This window comes from Bradyrhizobium sp. B120, assembly GCF_049075665.1.
In the GTDB taxonomy this organism is placed as follows: domain Bacteria; phylum Pseudomonadota; class Alphaproteobacteria; order Rhizobiales; family Xanthobacteraceae; genus Bradyrhizobium.
The window spans coordinates 6,866,290-6,885,298 of sequence record NZ_CP185242.1 but is presented as its reverse complement, the minus strand read 5'-3'; the positions used below and the strand labels follow the sequence as shown (position 1 = coordinate 6,885,298).

The window sequence follows — 19,009 nt, the reverse complement described above, 5'->3', positions numbered from 1 at the left end:
AATCCGCTGGCCGCGAGCGGCTACCGCGAAGCGCGCGCGGTCCGGGCGACACGCGCGCGCAGCAGCTTGACGAAGGCCTGCGCCGCGGGCTGCAACGGCTTGCCGCGCAGCGTTGCGATGCCGATCTCCCGGGTTGCCTTGCGACCCCTGAGTTGCAGCAGCTTGAGTCCGTCGAGGTTGAGCTGCGGCGTGACCAGGCCGGCGATGAACGAGATGCCAAGTCCTGCGCGCACCATCGCCGTCTTGGTCAAGATGTTGCGCGTCAGCAGGATCGGCTCATAGGGCAAACCGGCGTCCGCAAAGACCCGCGCGAGATTGCCCCAGGCGGTCGAGTTCGGTGGAAAGCTGATGATCGGGTATTTCACCAAATCCCGCAGCTCGACCGAGCGCTGCGCGCTCAGCGGATGGCCGCTCGGCACCATCACCATGAAGGCGTCGTCGAGGAGTTTCTGGAAATTGAACTGCCGCTCCTCCGGATCGAACGGGATCACCGCGAAATCGATTTCGCCGCTGGCGAGCCGGCCGAGCTCGCGGCCGAAGAAGTCGTCGATCACGATCACCTCGACGCCGGGCCATTCTTCCTTGAACTGCTTGACCGCCGTGGGAATCAGGCCGGCGGCGACGGTCGAGGTGGCACCGAGCACCACCCGGCCGCGCTTGAGCTGCGCCTCGTCGTTGAACTCCTGCACGATGGAGGCGAGGTCTGCGACCGTGCGTTCCGCCCGCAGCTTCAGCCGTTGCCCGGCTTCGGTGATCGTCACCCGCCTCGTGGTGCGGTGAAACAGCTTCAACCCGAGGATCGCCTCGACGCGCTGGATCCGCGCCGTGATCGCCGGCTGCGAACAGCCGAGCGCCAGCGCGGCGGCGCGAAAGCTGCCGAGTTCGGCGATCGCCAGGACGCTTTGCAAATCGGCGGCTTCGATATTGATCAGTTTCATCTATCAATTGATCCGATCTTTCCGGATTGTTGAAAGAAAGCTCCGGGTGTTGTGTGAGTCAAACGATTTCTTCCGGGAGCGAAGCATGCAAGGCCTTATTCAACCCGTGCCGCAAAACCTGCAGAACGATGCCGCGATCGATCGCGTCGGCGCCACCGATGCGCTGACGCGCTTCGTCGCGCGGACATCGTTTGCCGGCCTCCCGGAGCCGGCGGTGCGCGTGCTTCGCGGCTGCTTCCTCGATTACGTCGGCAACTCGGCGTTTGCCTCCCTGCACGGCGAAAGCAGCCCGGCGATCCGCGCCGCGATCGCGCGGCTCGATGCAGCCGATGGACCCGGCACCGTGATCGGCGAGGGGCGCGGCTATTCCTGGCAATACGCGGCGCTGCTCAACGGCGCCTATGCGCATACGCTGGATTTCGACGACACCAATCAGGGCCATCCCGGCGCACCCGTGATCTCGGCGGCGCTGGTCGAGGCCGAGCGCGTTGACGCGACGGGCACCGCGTTCTTCGAGGCGCTGGCCGTCGGTTATGAAGTTTATTGCCGGGTCGGCGGCGCGATTACCATCGCCGGCTATGACCGCGGCTTCCACATCACGGCGATCGCCGGAATCTTCGGAGCCGTCGCAGCCGTGTCGAAACTGCGTGGGCTCGACCCCGCCATCATCGGCAACGCGTTCGGACTGGCGCTGAGCAAGGCCTCGGGTTCGATGCAGTATCTCGAGAACGGCTCGTGGAACAAGCGGCTGCACCCAGGCTTCGCCGCACATGATGCGTTTCTCTGTGTCACGATGGCGGAGGCCGGTGTGATCGGCGCCGCCGCGGCGATCGAGGGGCGTTATGGCGTGCTGACGAGCTTCACCGGCGCGCCGCAGCCGGGCATCCTCACGGATGGTCTGGGCACCCAGTGGACGCTGCTGCGCACAGCGATCAAGCCGTATCCATCCTGTCGCTTCACCCATTCGGCCATCGATGCCGCGATCGAGCTACGGCAGCAGGTCGCAGCGGCGGACCTGACGCGCGCCAGGATCCGCATCGGCCTGTCGCCGGTGGCAATGAAGATCGTCGGCGAGCGCTCACCCGCCAAGCTAGATCCGCGCAACAATGTCGACGCGCAGTTCAGCGTCTATTTCCAGACCGCCGCCGCCTGGCTCGACGGCAAGCTCGAATGGTCGAGCTATCAGCGGCTGGGTGCGCCTGACATCGTCGCGCTGGCGCAGCGCATCACGACCCATGTCGATCCTGCGATGAAGAAGATCGGATCGTCATTCACCGTCGAGATCGACGGGATCATGCTGTCGCGGACCATCGACACTCCGCTCGGCGAACCCGAGCGGCCGCTGGACTGGAACGGCCTCACGGCAAAATTCCTCTCGCTGGCCGAGCCGGTCTACGGCAGCGCGAAGGCTGCGGCCATCGAGCAGGCCGTCAGGACGATGGGCCCGGCGACCGCGATGTCCGGACTCGTCAAAGACCTGCGCAGGGCCGCCGCGGCGCCGCAGAGCTAGATCGCGCCGACCACCACACAACACATTGGAGGAGGGAGCATGCCGCCTGCGTCGGGCGCAATGAGCGCGAATGCCGGAAATCGGCTGGATCGGTTGCCGATGAGCCGCTGGCACTACCGGCTGGTGGCGCTGGTGACCGCCGGCATGTTCGTCGATCTGTTCGAGCTCTATTCCGGCGGCAGCATCCTGGCGGCACTGGTGCAGGAGGGATGGTCGACCATGTCGGTCAATGCGACCTTCCTGTCGGTGACCTTCCTTGGATTGTTGATCGGCTCATGGTTCGCGGGCGTGCTCGGCGACCGCTATGGCCGGCGCTTCTGCTACCAGCTCAACTTCGCGATCTTCGGCATTGCATCGCTCGCCGCGGCCTTCGCACCCAACATGACCGTGCTGATCGGTCTGCGCTTCGTGATGGGGCTCGGCCTCGGCGCCGAGGTCGTCGTCGGCTATGCGACGCTGGCGGAATTCCTGCCTGCGAAGAACCGCGGTCGCTGGGTGGCCCTGATGGCGATGATCGCCAACTTCGCCTCCTTCGTGTCGCTTGTCATTGCCTATTACGTGATCCCGGCCGTGGGCTGGCGCTACATGTTCGCGATTCCGGGCATCGCGGCGCTGCTGATCTGGCTGGCGCGGCGGTCGATGCCGGAATCACCGCGCTGGCTGGAAAGCGTCGGCCGCATCGAAGAGGCGGACCAGGTCCTGTCCGAGATCGAGGCGCGCGTTGCGGCAAGCGGTCCGCTGCCGGAAGCCGCACCGCCCGCGCCGGTGCGGCCGCAGGAACCGATTTCGTCGGCCGTCCTGTTTTCGCGCCCCGTGCTGCGCCGAACGCTGATCGGCATCCTGATCAACATCACGGTCGGCTTCACGCTGTACGGCTTCCTGCAGTGGTTGCCGACCATCTTCGTGCAGCAGGGCATGACCCTGGGATCGTCGCTGCAGATCGTCATGGTGATGACGGTCGGCAAGGTCGTCGGAGCGGGCGCCGGCGTCGTGCTCACGGATTGGGTCGGTCGCAAGCCGAGCATCACGCTGTTCGCGCTGCTCTCGTCCCTGCTCGGGATCGCCCTGATCTTTACCCAGGGCGACGCATTCATCGCAACCAGCTTCGTGCTCGCGGTAGCGCTCGGAGTGACCAACACGATCGCGTACACGGTCTATGTGCCGGAGCTGTTCGAGACGCGCTACCGGCTGCGTGGCACCGGGCTCTGCGGCGCCGCCGGACGGCTGGCGACGTCGGCCGTGCAGTTCCTGGTGGTCTACCTCTACGCCAATGGCGGGCTTGCCGCGATCGTGTCGATGCTCGCAGCGCTGCTGGTGATCGAGGCGATCGCGGTGCAGCTGTTCGGGCCGGAAACCAAACAGGTGTCGCTCGAACAGGCAGCCTCGCAGACTCCGGAGCTCGTGCCCGAGCGAGCGCTGGCCGTCGTGCCGAACAAATCCTGAGGAGGAACGGATGAACCAACGCGTGTTGCCCGAGCAGACCGGCATTCCCTGCACCATCCTGCGCGGCGGGACCAGCAAGGGCGTCTATTTCCACGAGGCCGATCTGCCGCCGCGTGGTGCGCTGCGCGACCGGGTGCTGAAGCGGGTCATGGGGACACCCGACGTGGTGCAGATCGACGGTCTCGGCGGCTCGCGGCTGATCACGTCAAAGATCGCGATCATCAAGCGCTCGTCGCGAGGCGATGCCGACGTCGATTTCACCTTCGGCCAGCTCGAGGTCGAGCAGGATGCGATCCATTGGAGCGGCAATTGCGGCAACATCTCCGCCGGCGTCGGGCCATTCGCGATCAACGCAGGCCTTGTCGAGGTCGTCTCGCCCGTCACCGTCGTCCGCATCTACAACACCAACACCGACAAGGTTCTGATCGCGCGTGTCCCGGTCCAGGGCGGACGGGCAAAGGTGACCGGCGATTTCGCCATCGACGGGGTGCCCGGGACCGGCGCCGAGATCTTCATGGACTATCATCTCACGCTCGGCGCCCGCACCGGGCGGATGCTGCCGACCGAGAATGCCGTCGACACGCTGGAGCTCGAAGGCGGCGATCGCATCGAGGTGACGCTGTGTGACGTCGGCAATCCCTGCGCGTTCTTTCGCGCCAGCGATGTCGGCCTCACGGGCAGCGAGCTTCCCGATGCGATCAATGGCAACCGCCCGCTGCTCACCCGGCTGGAGGATATCCGCCGCAAATCGGCGGAGCGGATGGGGTTTTCGCGGGGCGGCAGCGAACCATCAGCCGAAGCGACGGGAGGACCGTTGCTGGTGCTGGTCGCGCCGCCAGCGGATTACGCCAATATGCGGCGCGAGCATGTGCTTGCCTCCGACATGGATCTGCGGGCGCGGCTGGTGTTCTTCAACAAATGCCACGAGAGCATGGCGGGGACCGGATCGATGTGCACGGCGGCGGCGTCACGAATTCCCGGTTCGCTGGTCAATCAGGCGCTCGGTGCGCCGCCGGACGGTCGCGATACGCTGCGGATCGGCCACCCGCTCGGCATCATGCAGGTTCGCGTCAAGGCGCGCGCTGCGAATACGGTCGGCGGTGTCGCATTCGATGAGCTCGGCTTCGGCCGCACCGCGCGCCACATCATGGATGGCACGGTCTACGTACCGACTTCGACTTTCACAGACATAGCCGCCGGCAGCGCCGGCAAAGTTAGAATTGGGAGAGCCACGTGAAACAGACCACGGCGTTTCGGAATCTGATGCGTTCCGGCAAAATCATTCTTGCACCCGGCGCCTATGACGGCATGACGGCAAAGCTGGTCGAGGGCGCCGGATTCCCGGCGGTCTACATGACCGGGGCCGGCACCGCGGCGACGCTCGGCTATCCCGATTTCGGCCTGGTCACGATGACCGAGATGGTGGCGAATGCGGCAACCCTGGCGCGCTCGGTCAATATACCCGTGATCGCCGATGCCGATACCGGATATGGCAACGAGCTGAATGTCACGCGCACGGTACGCGAATATGAGGCCCGCGGCGTTGCCGGCATTCATATCGAGGACCAGGTCGCGCCGAAGCGCTGCGGCCATCTCGACGGCAAGGAGATCATCTCGGCCGACGAATTCGTTGCCAAGATCCGTGCGGCCGTCGCGGCGCGGCGCGATCAGGATTTCGTCATTATCGCGCGGACCGATGCCCGCGCGGTCGTTGGTTTTGACGAGGCGATTGCGCGCGCCAATGCGGCGGTCGCGGCCGGTGCCGACATGGCCTTCGTCGAGGCGGTGCAGACCATGGACGAGCTGCAGGCCGTGCCGAAGCTGGTGAAAGGGCCGTGCCTGCTCAATGTGGTGCGCGGCGGCAAGACGCCGGATATCGATTTCTCAACGGCGCAATCGATCGGCTACGCGCTCGCGATCCTGCCGAGCCTGCTGCTGGTCGCGTCGACCGAGGCCTGCATTTCCGTGCTGCGTGGCGTCAAGGAGACCAACGCGCCGCCGAGCTCGGCGGGCGTCATGCCGGTCAGCGAGCGGTTCCGCCGGCTCGGCTCCGACGAATGGATCGCGCTTTCGACCAGGTTCCGCGATGCGGCTGCGCCACGGGCGGCGGAATGACCATGGCGAAGACGCTGCTCGACAAATTATGGGACCTGCATGTGGTCGCCGATCTCGGCGATGGCTGGTCGCTGCTGCACATCGACCGCCATCTGCTGCATGACCTCTCGGGCACTGCGGGCCTCGCGGCGCTGGCGCAGAAGGGGCTGACCGTCGCAAACCCCGAGCTTGCCTTCGCAACACCGGATCACGTCGTCTCGACCCGGCCGGGGCGAACCGGTGAGACATTTGAGCCCGGAGCAAGACTCTGGGCGGGATTGCGCGATCTCTCGCAGAAGGCCGGTATCCGCTATTTCGAGCTCGGCGACATGGGGCAGGGCATCGTGCATGTGATGGCGCCCGAGCTCGGCATCACGCTGCCGGGCGTCTCGCTGATCTGCGGCGACAGCCACACCTGCACCAATGGCGGGCTGGGTGCGCTGGCCTTCGGCGTCGGTTCGTCCGAGCTGACGCACGCACTGGCCACGCAGACGCTGCGTCAGCGCAAGCCCAAGTCACTCCGCGTTCGGTTCGAAGGCAGGCCCGGCAAAGGCGTGACATCCAAGGATCTTATCCTGCATCTGATCGGCAAGCTCGGCGCGTCGGCCGGCACCGGATATGCCGTCGAATATGCCGGTGAAGCGATCAGGGCGATGGACGTCGAGGGACGGATGACCCTGTGCAATCTGTCGATCGAGCTCGGCGCCAAGATCGGCTTCGTCGCCCCCGATGAGACCACGTTCCGCTATGTCGAAGGGCGTCGTTTCGCGCCCAAGGGTAAGGCGTTCGACGATGCGTTGATGCATTGGCGCTTGCTTCACGCTGACGCCGACGCAAGCTACGATCGCGATGAGATCGTCCGCGCCGATAACATCGCGCCGACCGTGACGTGGGGGACCAGCCCGGAACATGCGATCGCGATCGATCAGGCGATCCCCGATCCGGCCACCGCGCCCAATGTCGTTACTCGCAAGGCGTGGCAGGAGGCGCTGGACTATATGGCGCTGACGCCGGGACGGCCGATCGCGGGCACCAAGGTCGACTGGGTGTTCATCGGCTCCTGCACCAATTCGCGGCTGTCCGATTTGCGCGAGGCCGCCAAGCTTGCGCGCGACCGGCATGTCGCTGCGGGGCTCCATGCCTGGATCGTGCCGGGCTCGGAGAAGGTGAAGCGGGAGGCGGAGGCCGAGGGCCTCGATGCCATCTTCAAGACTGCCGGCTTTCAATGGCGCGAGCCCGGTTGCAGCATGTGCGTCGCGGCGAACGGCGAGCAGGTGCCCGCGGGCGCGCGCTGCGTCTCGACCTCGAACCGCAACTTCGTCGGCCGGCAGGGACCGGGCGCACGAACCCATCTCGCGAGCCCCGCCATGGCGGTGGCCGCCGCGGTGACGGGAATGATCACCGACGTCCGGAGGCTCTGAGCGATGCAGCCGTTCACCGAGGTCACTGGTCCCGCTGCGTCGCTGCCGCGCGCCAATGTCGATACCGATGTCATCATCCGCATCGAGCGGTTGACGTCGGTCCCGCGCGAACAACTCGGGCGCTATGCGCTGGAAGTGTTGCGCTATCGCAGGGATGGTAGCGAGGATCCGGATTTCGTGCTCAATCGGCCGGCGTTCCGCGTTGCGCCGATCCTGATTGCCGGCGCGAACTTCGGCTGTGGCTCATCACGCGAGGGCGCGGTCTGGGCGCTGATGGCGGCAGGGCTGCGCTGCGTCATCGCGGAGAGCTTTGGCGACATCTTCTATAACAACTGCTTTCAGAACGGCATGCTGCCGGTCGCCCTCCCGGAACCGGCGATTACGGCGATCTCGGCGCAGACCGGGGAGGGCGAGCCGTTGACGGTCGACCTGGTCAGCCAGTCCATCGCACTGCCCGATGGCCAGCAGATCGGCTTCGAGATTGATGCCGCCCGGCGGAAGACATTGCTCGAAGGGATCGACGAGATCGAGCTGACGCCGCGGCAGCGGGACGACATCGTTGCCTGGCAACAGTACGACCGCGCCGCTCGCGGCTGGGTCTGGGTGTTGTCGGGCGCCTGATAGTGGCTGGCGCTATCACAGGCTATTGTCGTGAGGCATTCAGGAACAGCGGCCGGAAGATACCCATAGAGCCTTCGATTTCTACTTAGGTTTGGCGCGGTCGAAGAGAATGCAGGTTCAAATCCTGCCGCTGCGCCCTGCCCGCAGTATGACAGGGCCGAAAGGCACTTTAGAGCGCGAAATGCACCCTAACTCGTTTTCCGCCCCTGCAACTCATTGAAGCTACAGGAAATGCGAACGCCCTCCGAGCGCACCACAAACGCACATTTCACGTTGAAATTATTGGGTTTTTTTCCAGATGTTACCCGGGAAAGTTACCACTCCGTTCCCACGTGGTGTTCGCGTGCCGTTCCCGCCCGGCAGGTCCAAGCGGTCGTCGAGTGACTGACCCTGATCGAATGTGACGATTTTCTCCATCCCGCTGATGCCGAGCCGCTCTCGATTCGCCTGAGCGATGTAATGGGCGGGCATCTTGGGATCGGTCCAGCCGAACATTGCCATCATCTGGCTCTCCGTACAGTCGGCATAGGCCGCAACTTCGGCCCGGGCCTTGCGCACGCCGTGGCAGCTCTTCTTCGGCTCGTTGACGTCGGCCAGGACCGCATATTTCTTGAACTTGGCCGCCCATGCCTTCTTGTTCATCGGAAGGACGCGGCCGCGCACGAGCTTGCCGGTGAAAACCTCCGCACCAATGATGTTTGCTGCTCGAGCCGACCTGAGGCTCTCGGCGAACTCCGGATGGACAGGCACCGTGACGGTCGTATTGCCCTGGCTTTTCTCGGTGGCAATCTGCACAGCCATCTTCCGAACGATCTGGCGCAGGTGGGGTGGCCCGAAACGGTGGGCATCTCCAAGCCGCAGGAACGTGTAGTGCAGGATGTCGTCCGTACGACCGCCGTCCTGCTCTCCGTAGTCAGCGGCATTTGCTACCTCGCGAACGGCTTTTTCAACGACAGAGCTGGCCGCCGCTTCGGAGCTCTCGTGCCCGCGCTGTTTTGGGTCGGGTCTCTGGTTGGTATGGCAGTCTGGGGCAGTCAGCTCTACGCCGGATCGAAGACCGAATGGCCGATGTTCTGGCTCTACATCGGCTTCGGCATTGGCAACGTGGCGCTGGGTGTGACCGGCGTCTGGATTTCCGAACTCTATCCGGTGAACCTGCGTGCGACGGCGGTGTCTACATTCTATATGGGAGGTCGTGGGCTTGGCAGCATAGCCCCCGTGATTGTACCGCTTGCGGCCGGGCATCTAGGCGGAAGCCTGCTGAACGGCATGGTCGCCGTGGCCCTTCCCGCTGCGACTATCTTCATTCTCTCCTCGCTTCTGCTTCCCGAGACCCTGGGTCGTGATTTATCCGCAAGGGGTTTTAAGGTCGACACGGAAACGGAAGGCAACATGAAGGCAGCTTTGGTCTCGGGTGTCTGACGGACGAACGAGCAGATGACAGCGCGTTGGCGAGATTAACGCTCCGATCGCGATTGATGGCATGGTGATCGAGCCAGGTGATCTTATCATCGGAGATGACGATGGACTGCTCTGCGTACCGTTTGGCGATGTGGACGAGTTGATAAAGGCGGCTACAGCAAAGTACGAGGCGGAGCATAAGCAAATCGCCAACATAATGGCGGGGACGCACGATTCCTCTTGGGTGGATAAGGCTCTGCGCGAGCTGAACTGCGAAGGAGTTGCTTGACAGCGGAGTGGCGCGCCGCAACGCGCTTTGGTGGCAAACCGGTGCCTGCTATTTCCTCCGCGGTGCTTACTCGCCCAAAGGAGATGACCGTGACCGCGTGCCCGCATCTAACTGCAAAATATACAGAATCTGACGCACCCGACACGATTCGAACGTGTGACCGTTGCCTTCGGAGCAAGATAACGTACCCGTCCGAAAAGTGCGATAGGGCACGCTACACCACGCTATCCGGCTGAAGCAACTGGATATTCTCAACAACAACAGCGACGTTCCTATCCGAAACCCCGCACCGATTTTCTCCCGCCTGCTTACGCGTTGCTTACTTGGGGAGATCTCGCCCGGAACGAAGGAACGTCATGGTCAAGATCACAAAAAGGGTTGTCGAGGCGGCGGATGCTCGAGAAAAGGACTACCTGATCTGGGATGACGAATTGCCCGGCTTCGGACTCCGGGTCTTTAGTTCGGGCAAGCGCAGCTATGTCATCCAGTATCGGACGAAAGGCCGCTCACGTCGCTACACCATCGGGCTTCACGGAGCTTGGGTGCCAGAGACCGCACGCCGAGAGGCGAGGGTGCAACTCGGTCGGGTCGCTGGGGGTGATGATCCCGTCGAAGATCGCCAGCTCGATCACAAGGCGATCACTGTGAAGGAACTGTGCCTCCGCTATTTCGCGGATCTGCAGGCCGGCCTCATCCTTGGGAAAGGCGGGCGACCGAAGAAGGTCTCAACGATCACCACCGACACGGGCCGTATTGAGCGGCACATCATTCCGCTCCTAGGAACCAGGCGGGTCAAGGATCTCACCAAGACCGACATCAACAAGGTCCTCAAAGACATTATGGCCGGGAAAACGCGGGTTTCGGTCAAGACCAAGAAGCTGCGGGGAAAGGCCATCGTCCGAGGCGGTGCTGGAACGGCGACGCGCACCGTCGGTCTTCTTGGCGGCATCCTTACCTACGCCGTCGAAGCGGGCATTATCGAAAGCAACCCGGCCCATGGCATCCGCAAGCCGAAGGACAACGTGCGGAAGCGTCGACTGTCGGAGGCGGAGTATCGAATACTCGGTCGGATGCTCCGCGACGCCCCCGAGCAGGAGAAATACACCACCATCCTGGACATCGTTCGTCAGCTTGCGCTGACCGGCTGCCGGCGTAGCGAGATGATCGGTTTGAAATGGACGGAGGCGGACACCGAGGCGAGTTGCTTGCGGTTGGAGGACAGCAAGGAGGGTGAATCCATCCGTCCCATTGGGTTGCCTGTCGTCGAGTATCTCGAGCGACGGCGTACTGACGATGTTGGCACGTACGTTTTCCCGGGTCGGGGTGAGGACAACGCGTTCGGCAGCTTCCCGAGCCATTGGAAGCACATCTTCGAGGACTCCCCGCTGTCGGATGTGACACCGCATGTCCTACGTCATAGCTTCGCGAGCATAGCCAACGATCTCGGCTTTACCGAGGTAACAATCGCCGCTCTGGTCGGCCATGCCAAAGGTTCGGTGACGAGCAAATACATCCATACGCTTGACACCGCGCTCATCATGGCCGCGGACACGATCTCGGGCTACATTCAAGGCCTCCTTGACGGCATTGAGTTCAAGCAGACCGCATACGCGTTAGACCGCGATTCACGAAAGGCTGCCCTGGCTCGTTTTCTTAAGAGGGCTTCAGGTGGTGATCAAGAGGTGGCCGAGGAGGAGCGCCGTTTAGCAGCATAATCCTAGACGCAATGCGAGGTTATCGAACGGCCGGTTCTGGCGCAAAGCGGGCATTCGTCAGGACATCCCGCCGGTTTGTGCTGACAACGGAAATGGGAGTCCTGCTGGTGGGATGACCCAAACTTAGAATAAGTTGGATCGGCATTCTCGGGATTTTAGACCAGGACGACGGTGAGCACGGTCATAATCGTTGTACCGACGGTCGGGTTTTCGCCGCCGGGGCGATCAATGTAGCAGCGCTCACCGCCGCTGCGGAGCAGAGGACGGCTCCGACCGCGGCGGCGACATCAAAAGCCGAAAGCAAAGCAGATCCGGATGACGCTATCACTGGTCCGATAAGGGCTGTCACGACCAACCCGCCAGTACGCGCTACTGCGCTGTTCAGGCCGGACGCTGCTCCGGTGTGGCGACTGTCGACGGACATCAGCACTGCTGTCGTAAGCGGGGCGACCGCACAAGCCATTCCCAAAGAAATCACGACCATCGCGGGAAGCGCCCCCAGCCAGTAGCTTGTGGCAGATTCGATCCGCAGCATCAGGAGAAAACCGGCCGCGACGATCACCGGTCCTGTGATCAACAGCCATCGTGGACCTATTCGGGCCGCCAGCGCGCCGGCGGCAGGCGATGCCACGGCGATTACCAGTGGCAAAGGCAGGAGCGCGGCGCCGGCCTGCGTCGCGGTGTACCCACCCGCCTGGATCAACACATAGGGCACCAGTACGAACAACCCGCCGAGAGCGCCGTACAGCAGGAGTGTCAAAAGCGTGAGGCCGACGAAGCTCGGAGATCCAAACAGCGAGAGCGGCATCATGGCATTGTCGCCCAGCCGTCGCTCCGCAGCGAGGAACAGGAGCGAGAAGATTAGGCCCGCTCCGAGGATGACGAAGGTGGAGGGCGACCAGGCCCGCCCGGATCCTTCGGTCAACGCCCAGGTCGCGAGGCCCAAACCGGCTGTAGCCAGCGCTCCGCCCAGCCAGTCGAGACTGCCGGCCGTGTCGTCGATGTCCCTGTCGACGTAGCGGGATGCCAGCGCGATTGCAGTTGCGGCCAGCGGAACGTTGATCAGAAAAGCGAGGCGCCAACTGCCGGCATCGATGAGCCACCCGCCAAGGACAGGTCCGATCGCGCCCGCGGCGGCCCCGGTCGCCGCCCATATGCCGATCGCGCGGCCTTTCGCCTCTCCGGAGAAACTCTGGCCCAGGATCGCGAGACTATTCGGCATCAGCATGGCCGCGCTTGCACCTTGCACGAAACGGGCAATCAGTAACAGGACAAGAGTCGGCGCCGCCGTGCAAGCCAGAGAAGCAAGACCGAACAGCGCAACGCCCGCGATCAAGAGACGACGGCGCCCGAACCGGTCTCCCGCTGCTCCTCCCAGCAAAAGTAGCGCGCTCAAGGGAAGCAAATAGGCATTGACGACCCACTGGAGCCCGGTGGCGTCCGCATGAAAACTCTGACCGATCGCCGGTAGTCCAACGTTCACGACCGAACCATCGATGAACGCCAAGCTCGATGCCAGGATCGTCGTCGCGACAACGAGGCGAGGGTATGCAGGCGAACGCGTACATTCGGCTGTTTGCACGGTCGCGGCGTCAAAGGGAACGTGAACGGCGTTGCTCATTTGCATTCTATGTAGGCCGCATACCCTGGGAGAACCAGCTGCAGAAAGCGGAGCCGCTTTGGCACTAACGATTGGATGTGTGGCAGTCCGATCCTCTCGACCGGCGCTCACGCAGAACCTGAGAGATGGCGTGCGCGTAACCGCTTCAAGCGCGAAGCGGCCGTTCGCACAATGGAAGGTTATAGGATTTCGGATTACCAGCCATAGCAACGTGCCTTCGTTCCCGGAGACATCGCGTAGAAAGCTCCTCTTGTGGAGGAGGCCTTCTCCGTTCCCTTGGCACGTCGGACTCTTACGTCATGTCGCGTTCCCAACTGCCTCGCGCACCAACGCCAGGAATTCATCAACCGTCAGAACCTCGTGCCCAAAAGTTGGATAAGAAATATCCACAGCCGCGCGGTGCGCCTCGGGTGTGAATTCCGCCACGGCGTCCTTGATGAACGTCAGGTGATAGCCAGCCTCGGTCGCATGTCGGCCGGTGCCTTCCACGCAGGTTTGCGAAGTCAGCCCCGCAAGTATCAGCTTTTCGATCCCTCGCTTTTTTAGTTGCGCATCGAGGTCTGTTCCCATGAAAGCGTTAAACGTGCGATGTCGGCCGGCGACAATGTCGCCGCTGCGGGGGTGAAACGGTTCGTAAAAATCTGAACCAAATTCATTGTTCCAGAAAATGTGGTCTTTCATCGCCGTCTGCATGCGTAGCGGGACGTACTTTACATCGTCGAAGCTATGTTCGTGTAAGCCGTGCGGTGCGTAGACAATCTGCAGGCCAGCGGTTCTTGCTCCCGAGATGAGGCGTGTCATATTCCGGATGAAATCGACCTTTTCAATCTGATCCTGGATCCAGCTATTGATCTTACCGTCCTTTGCGAGAAAATCGTTCAAGACATCGACGAGCACGAGTGCAGAAACGTCGGTTGGATAGATGGAATTAGTCATAGGGCGTCTCCTTCAGGAGGTTTTAGAAATCACCGAGCGTTCGTGCGCTCGCGTGTTACTACAGAGCCGACATCTCACTTTTTTCGTTTTTCAACTTTCGAGGAGTTATCTTGCTCAGCGCATCATCGTGTTGACACTGCTAAGTCCGCGGGAACAACAGAAGCGACGCGGTCATCTCGCCTGGTTGTGGATTGAAGTTATTGACTTCAAATATTGAAGTGTCTATAGCTGGCTTGCCCCGCTTGGTCAATCCACATCGCAGCAACGTGAGATGAACCCGCATCGATGCTTGGGGGTGCCGACACGGAGAGCTTCATGACCCATGAATTACAAACCATCCGAGTGCGGGTCGATTCCGGCGTGCTGTTCGCGACCTTCGATAACCCCCCGATCAATTTGATCGGGCCCGAGTTGGTCCGTGACCTGATTGATCTTTTGGACCGTCTGGAGCAGGACCAAGACGTGCGTGTCGTCGTGTTCGCGAGTGCCGACGAGGAATTCTTCTCGCCGCATGTCGATATTGCGAGGGTTGCCGAATATACCAAGGAGGCCGCCCGCATTAGCGGCTCGGCAAGCGGATCACTTGGCGGTCTGCTTCGGCGGTTGAGCGAAGTCCGCCAGATCACGATTGCGCAGGTGGAGGGGATCGCCCGCGGTGCCGGTAGTGAATTTGCCTTGGCCTGCGACATGCGCTTTGCCTCGCGTGAGCGGGCAATCTTTGGCCAGATCGAGGCCGGACTGGGCGCCGTCCCAGGTGCTGGCGGCATCCAGCATTTGACGCGGTTGCTTGGTCGCGGTCGGGCGATGGAAGTAATCTTATCGTCAGGTGATTACGACGCCGATCTGGCAGAGCGTTACGGTTGGGTGAACCGCGCGATGCCTCAAGCTGCCCTGGGGCCGTTCGTCCAGGCGCTCGCCTTCCGTATCGCTAAGTTCCCGCCGGCAGGCGTTACCGCAATCAAGAGGAGGGTCAACGACATCTCACTTTCGCCTCTCGCGGATGTCCGCACCGACGGCGCGCTGTTCCAGGAGACAATTGTACAACCACGCGCCCAAGCGCGCACCAAGGAGCTCCTCGACGGAGGTATGCAGACGAGAAGCACACTTGAGCGCGAATTCGCCGACGCACTCGTCCGTCTTAAGTCCTAACAACGGGTCGGAGTGATTGATTGGAATGACCAATCACACGGCCCTGATTAGATATTGAAGGATAACCATCATGAAAGCGACGGGATACTCGACATGGAACGGTTCCTGGAAGCGGGGAAATGGAACGATCTCAACCCAGACAAAGACAATGAAAGATGTGCCATATACGTTTTCGAGCCGTTTCGAAGGAGCCCCCGGCGCGAGTCCTGAAGAACTGCTCGCCGCTGCCCACGCCGGCTGCTTCAATCAAGCCTTGGCCAACAATTTTGGAATGATCAGCTTTGAAGCTGAAAGCATTAGCACCTCAGTCTCAATCGAATTCGGTGATTCGGTCGTAGGACACCCAGCGATAAAAAGTTTGCATATTACGGTCGAAGCCAGCGTTCCCAACATCTCCAAGGAGCAGTTTGACTACTGCGTGCAGCAGGCCAGGAATAATTGCACTATTTCAAGAGTTCTGAAGTGTGACATCACTTCGTCGGCCACACTGAGGGCGACTGCGAACGCTGGCGCCCCGGCCTGAGGGGAGTCTCCGACGACCGCTGCGGAAAGTCGCCGGAGAGTTCGGTCAAAGTAACAGCGCCTCTCCGGTCAGTCGAATCCGCTATTTGACCTTGCCATCCTTGTCATACTGCTTGACGTATGCCCAAAGGTCGTTCACCTCGGTGTTCTTCTTGATGCCCGCCATCATCATCTTGGTTCCGGGAAATTTCGTTTTCGGATCCTGGATGAATTCCTTGAATTGAGCTTCGTCCCAGGAAACGCCCGAAGATTTCAACGCAGCCGAGTATGAATAGTCAGGTATCCCACCGACTTTTCGGCCATCCAGGCCGTTGAGCTGCGGACCGGCCTTGCTTTTGGCGTCTTCCCCGACGGCATGGCACGGCAGGCATTTGTTGAACGACGACTTGCCGGCGGAGGCGTCCTGCGCTGCCGAATTTGATACCAGCAGGGTCGATGCGCCGCTCAAGATGAGCGCGAAAAGGGCTTGTCGTTTCATCCGAGGGGTCTCTCTGCTTTTAGGCGCTGCATGGCAGCGACGCGTTATTGCGTCTCCGCTTTCTTGGAATCGAAATCCGGGTAGAAGTTCGGAACCGCCCGCTGCAGTTAGCTTCTGGAGTTCGTGAAGCGGGTTGCAGAGGCTGAAGGTAGCCGGAGCGGTGGTCGGGCTTCATCCGCTACGGAGGAGCCGCCGCCGAATTGGCCAGGTATCCATGCAGCGCGGCCACCACCTGCGCGCCTTCGCCGATTGCCCCGCCAACCCGCTTCACCGAGCCGGACCGGACGTCGCCGATTGCGAACACGCCTGGTATCGATGTTTCCAGGGACTGCACGTCACGCCCTTCTGCGGCCGCGCCGGTAATTATGAAACCGCCGCGGTCCAGATTGACACCGCAGGAATCCAGCCAGGCGGTCGCCGGATCAGCGCCGACGAACAGGAACACGTTTTTAATCTCGCCAGCAGATTCTTCGCCTGACAGGCGATTGCGCCAGCGTACGCGTTCCAGCCCCACGATCTCGTCGCCCTCAAGCGCTGCAATCTCGGTGGCGTACATCAACTCGATGTTCGGCGTCGCCGCGATTCGGTCGATCAGGTAGCTGGACATGCTGGCGGCGAGGCCGTTGCCACGGATCATCATTCGGACCTTTGCGGCGTGACCCGCGAGGAAAACAGCCGCTTGCCCCGCTGAGTTGCCTCCACCGACAAGGATCACTTCCTGTTGCCTGCAAAGCTGCGCTTCGATCGGGGATGCCCAATACCAGATGCCGCGCCCCTCGAACTTGGCGAGATTATCGATGTCGGGACGGCGGTAACGCGCTCCGCTCGCGACCACCACTGCCTTTGCGCGGAGGGTTTCGCCGTCGTTCAGTTGGAGCGTGAATGCGCCACTTGCGCGTTGGCAGTCGATCGATGTTACGGAAATGGGGATCAACATATCGGCGCCGAACTTTTGTGCCTGGTTGAAGGCACGCGCGGTCAGCGCCAGGCCCGATATCCCTGTTGGAAAGCCCAGATAATTTTCGATCCGCGCGCTTGCGCCGGCCTGACCGCCAAAAGAGCGCGCATCGCACACGGCGACCGAGAGGCCCTCCGACGCGGCATAAACCGCCGTCGACAGGCCGCCGGGACCGCTGCCGATGACTGCGACATCGTAAAGCTTGCCTCTGACGATATGGTCGAGCATTCCGATCGCGCGCGCGAGTTCGGAAATCGTTGGGTTTCGAAGCACCGTGCCGTCAGGCGCAACCACCAGCGGCAACTCTTGCGCCGACGGCGCGTACCGCGCCACTATATCGGCGGCATCCCTGTCGTCCGCAGGATTCAACACGTGATGCGGCAGGCCGTTGCGGGTCAGGAAGCTCTGGAGTCGGACCATGCCGCTTGATGTCGAGGAGCCGATCATCGCAAGGCCTCCGACGCCCTGGATCAGGTTGACCCGTCGCAGAATCAGTGCGCGCATGATGCGCTCGCCTAGATCAGCTTCGGCGACGAGCAGTGCGCGAAGGCGCTCCGCAGGAATCAACAGGGCTTCAACGTCCCCTTCGGCATGTCCGTCGACCAATGCGACCCGACCCGAAAGTTGGCCTATCTCGGCCGCGAATTGGCCCGCGCTGTGCTCGGCCCTCGGAGTGACATTCCCTAGGGTCTGTACCTAAATAGCGACACGTGATTCTCTTGCCTACGTGTTGATTCGGGGGCGAGAGAATGCGCGATGGTTTGTTTTGGCTGAACGACAGGCAATGGGCGCGTATCGAACCGCATCTGCCGAGGGGACTGACGGGGCCGGATCGGGACGACGACCGACGCATCGTCAGCGGCATCATTCACATGTTGCAATCGGGTGCACGATGGCGTGATTGTCCACGTGAATACGGCCCTTACACGACGATCTACAATCGCTTCAATCGCTGGGCCAAGCGAGGACGATGGTGCGCAATCTTCGAAGCGCTGGCCAAACCTGGCGAAGACGGCGTCGTACTGTCGCTCGACTCGACCTCGATTAAAGCTCACCGGTGTGCCTCCGGCGGAAAAGGGGGGAGCACAATCAAGCAATCGGCCGCTCGCGCGGAGGCCGCACGACAAAAATCCATGCGCTGAGCGATCCGCTCTGCCGGCCGGTCGTCCTGCATCTGACTCCAGGCCAGTATGCCGATATCGCTGCGGCTCCCGATGTCCTGGCGCTCGCGCCACCCATGAGCGTGCTCCTCGCCGACAAAGGGTATGATGGCGACAAGCTTCGCGGCGAAATCATTCGTCGCGGCGCCAAGCCCGTAATCCCCAATAAATCTAACCGTGTCGTCATCCATCGCTTCAACAAACGCGCCTACAAAGGACGAAATGTCATCGAACGCTGCTTTTGCAGGCTCAAGGACTTCCGGCGCATCGCCACGCGATATGACAAGCTCGGCCGTAATTTTTTGGCCGCTGTTCATCTCGCCGCTCTCGTCGCATATTGGCTCAATTGAGTCTCAACCCTAATCCGTCACGCTGGGTAATGGCAATTGTTCCAGACAACAGCACGAACATCCCCGGATGTGCCATACCGGTCCGGATCATTTGTTCGCCATGCTTGTATCTTCTAATGTCGCCGAACTTGCGGATTCGTCCGATCTCGGTCGCTGTAAGCACAGGAAAAGTCTGGTCATACCGAGGACGAGCGGAAAAAAGTGGTGTTGGGGCCTCATCGAGACTGAACTGTAGCGACATCATTGCTCCGAGCGCTGTTATTGCGATCCATCTGCTTTTCGAGAGCTGAATCGATTTTAGCCGGCTTCTCGGTTTCGGTTTTGGAATGCTGCGGCAACTGGTAACCGCGGGCAATACGAAATCGATGTTAGGGCGTCGCTTCTAGTGAGAGCTGGCCATCAG

Annotated in this window: 17 protein-coding genes and 2 pseudogenes; 12 read left to right on the top strand and 7 right to left on the bottom strand. The window is 61.8% G+C overall.

Annotation, left to right across the window (positions count from 1 at the left end):
- Positions 1-20: 20 nt before the first annotated feature.
- Entirely contained in the window at positions 21-938 is a 918-nt protein-coding gene (locus tag ACOIX3_RS31980; protein ID WP_420965969.1) for a LysR family transcriptional regulator, read from the bottom strand.
- 85 nt (positions 939-1,023) lie between these two features.
- Between ACOIX3_RS31980 and ACOIX3_RS31975 the strand changes: the two genes are divergently transcribed.
- The 6 genes from ACOIX3_RS31975 to leuD all read left to right on the top strand — a co-directional run bounded on the left by ACOIX3_RS31975 (position 1,024) and on the right by leuD (position 8,027).
- Positions 1,024-2,448, top strand: coding sequence for an MmgE/PrpD family protein (locus tag ACOIX3_RS31975; protein ID WP_420965967.1), 1,425 nt, complete (start codon positions 1,024-1,026; stop codon positions 2,446-2,448).
- 99 nt (positions 2,449-2,547) lie between these two features.
- Positions 2,548-3,891 carry an MFS transporter gene (locus ACOIX3_RS31970; protein WP_420965965.1) on the top strand — a complete coding sequence of 448 codons (1,344 nt, stop codon included), beginning with the start codon at positions 2,548-2,550 and terminating at the stop codon, positions 3,889-3,891.
- Positions 3,892-3,901: 10 nt separating this feature from the next.
- Positions 3,902-5,128 (top strand): 2-methylaconitate cis-trans isomerase PrpF family protein, encoded by a 1,227-nt coding sequence (locus tag ACOIX3_RS31965; RefSeq protein ID WP_420965963.1) that lies wholly within the window; start codon positions 3,902-3,904, stop codon positions 5,126-5,128.
- Positions 5,125-6,006 (top strand): isocitrate lyase/PEP mutase family protein, encoded by an 882-nt coding sequence (locus ACOIX3_RS31960; protein WP_420965961.1) that lies wholly within the window; start codon positions 5,125-5,127, stop codon positions 6,004-6,006. The genes ACOIX3_RS31965 and ACOIX3_RS31960 overlap by 4 nt, the downstream gene beginning before the upstream one ends.
- Positions 6,003-7,406, top strand: coding sequence for a 3-isopropylmalate dehydratase large subunit (gene leuC, locus ACOIX3_RS31955; RefSeq protein ID WP_420965958.1), 1,404 nt, complete (start codon positions 6,003-6,005; stop codon positions 7,404-7,406). Before ACOIX3_RS31960 ends, leuC begins: the two co-directional genes overlap by 4 nt.
- A 3-nt stretch (positions 7,407-7,409) precedes the next feature.
- Complete coding sequence (leuD, locus tag ACOIX3_RS31950) at positions 7,410-8,027, top strand: 3-isopropylmalate dehydratase small subunit (RefSeq protein WP_420965956.1); 618 nt, start codon at positions 7,410-7,412, stop codon at positions 8,025-8,027.
- 279 nt (positions 8,028-8,306) lie between these two features.
- Here leuD and ACOIX3_RS31945 read toward each other — a convergent pair whose 3' ends face one another.
- The gene (locus ACOIX3_RS31945) at positions 8,307-8,822 is read right to left on the bottom strand and encodes a hypothetical protein (protein WP_420965954.1); all 516 of its coding nucleotides are present in this window, start codon (positions 8,820-8,822) and stop codon (positions 8,307-8,309) included.
- A 75-nt stretch (positions 8,823-8,897) separates the two neighbouring features.
- On the opposite strand from ACOIX3_RS31945, the gene ACOIX3_RS31940 reads away from it, so the two are divergent.
- From ACOIX3_RS31940 to ACOIX3_RS31930, 3 genes are all read left to right on the top strand, one after another.
- Positions 8,898-9,449: an MFS transporter gene (locus tag ACOIX3_RS31940; RefSeq protein WP_420965952.1), complete on the top strand. Its 552-nt coding sequence runs from the start codon at positions 8,898-8,900 to the stop codon at positions 9,447-9,449.
- 61 nt (positions 9,450-9,510) lie between these two features.
- Complete coding sequence (locus tag ACOIX3_RS31935; RefSeq protein WP_420965950.1) at positions 9,511-9,717, top strand: hypothetical protein; 207 nt, start codon at positions 9,511-9,513, stop codon at positions 9,715-9,717.
- Between the two features lie 356 nt (positions 9,718-10,073).
- A complete protein-coding gene (locus tag ACOIX3_RS31930) occupies positions 10,074-11,432 on the top strand; it encodes a tyrosine-type recombinase/integrase (protein ID WP_420965948.1) in 1,359 nt (452 codons plus the stop codon).
- A gap of 181 nt (positions 11,433-11,613) precedes the next feature.
- Here ACOIX3_RS31930 and ACOIX3_RS31925 read toward each other — a convergent pair whose 3' ends face one another.
- Both ACOIX3_RS31925 and ACOIX3_RS31920 read right to left on the bottom strand, forming a co-directional pair.
- On the bottom strand, positions 11,614-13,053 hold the full coding sequence (locus ACOIX3_RS31925) for an MFS transporter (protein WP_420965946.1): 1,440 nt from the start codon (positions 13,051-13,053) through the stop codon (positions 11,614-11,616).
- 297 nt (positions 13,054-13,350) lie between these two features.
- The gene (locus ACOIX3_RS31920; RefSeq protein WP_420965944.1) at positions 13,351-13,989 is read right to left on the bottom strand and encodes a cysteine hydrolase family protein; all 639 of its coding nucleotides are present in this window, start codon (positions 13,987-13,989) and stop codon (positions 13,351-13,353) included.
- A 315-nt stretch (positions 13,990-14,304) separates the two neighbouring features.
- Here ACOIX3_RS31920 and ACOIX3_RS31915 point away from each other — a divergent pair, with 315 nt between their 5' ends.
- Positions 14,305-15,138: an enoyl-CoA hydratase/isomerase family protein gene (locus ACOIX3_RS31915; RefSeq protein WP_420965943.1), complete on the top strand. Its 834-nt coding sequence runs from the start codon at positions 14,305-14,307 to the stop codon at positions 15,136-15,138.
- A 70-nt stretch (positions 15,139-15,208) separates the two neighbouring features.
- Positions 15,209-15,661: an OsmC family peroxiredoxin gene (locus tag ACOIX3_RS31910; RefSeq protein ID WP_420965941.1), complete on the top strand. Its 453-nt coding sequence runs from the start codon at positions 15,209-15,211 to the stop codon at positions 15,659-15,661.
- Between the two features lie 81 nt (positions 15,662-15,742).
- On the opposite strand, the gene ACOIX3_RS31905 is transcribed toward ACOIX3_RS31910, so the two are convergent.
- Both ACOIX3_RS31905 and ACOIX3_RS31900 read right to left on the bottom strand, forming a co-directional pair.
- Positions 15,743-16,138: a c-type cytochrome gene (locus tag ACOIX3_RS31905; protein WP_420965939.1), complete on the bottom strand. Its 396-nt coding sequence runs from the start codon at positions 16,136-16,138 to the stop codon at positions 15,743-15,745.
- Positions 16,139-16,316: 178 nt separating this feature from the next.
- Positions 16,317-17,783: pseudogene (locus ACOIX3_RS31900) on the bottom strand (FAD-dependent oxidoreductase); the annotation flags it as partial.
- 40 nt (positions 17,784-17,823) lie between these two features.
- Here ACOIX3_RS31900 and ACOIX3_RS31895 point away from each other — a divergent pair.
- Positions 17,824-18,606: pseudogene (locus tag ACOIX3_RS31895) on the top strand (IS5-like element ISBj2 family transposase).
- Here the strand turns inward: ACOIX3_RS31895 and ACOIX3_RS31890 are convergent.
- Complete coding sequence (locus ACOIX3_RS31890) at positions 18,599-18,847, bottom strand: hypothetical protein (RefSeq protein WP_420965936.1); 249 nt, start codon at positions 18,845-18,847, stop codon at positions 18,599-18,601. The pseudogene ACOIX3_RS31895 and the gene ACOIX3_RS31890 overlap by 8 nt on opposite strands.
- Positions 18,848-19,009 lie beyond the last annotated feature (162 nt).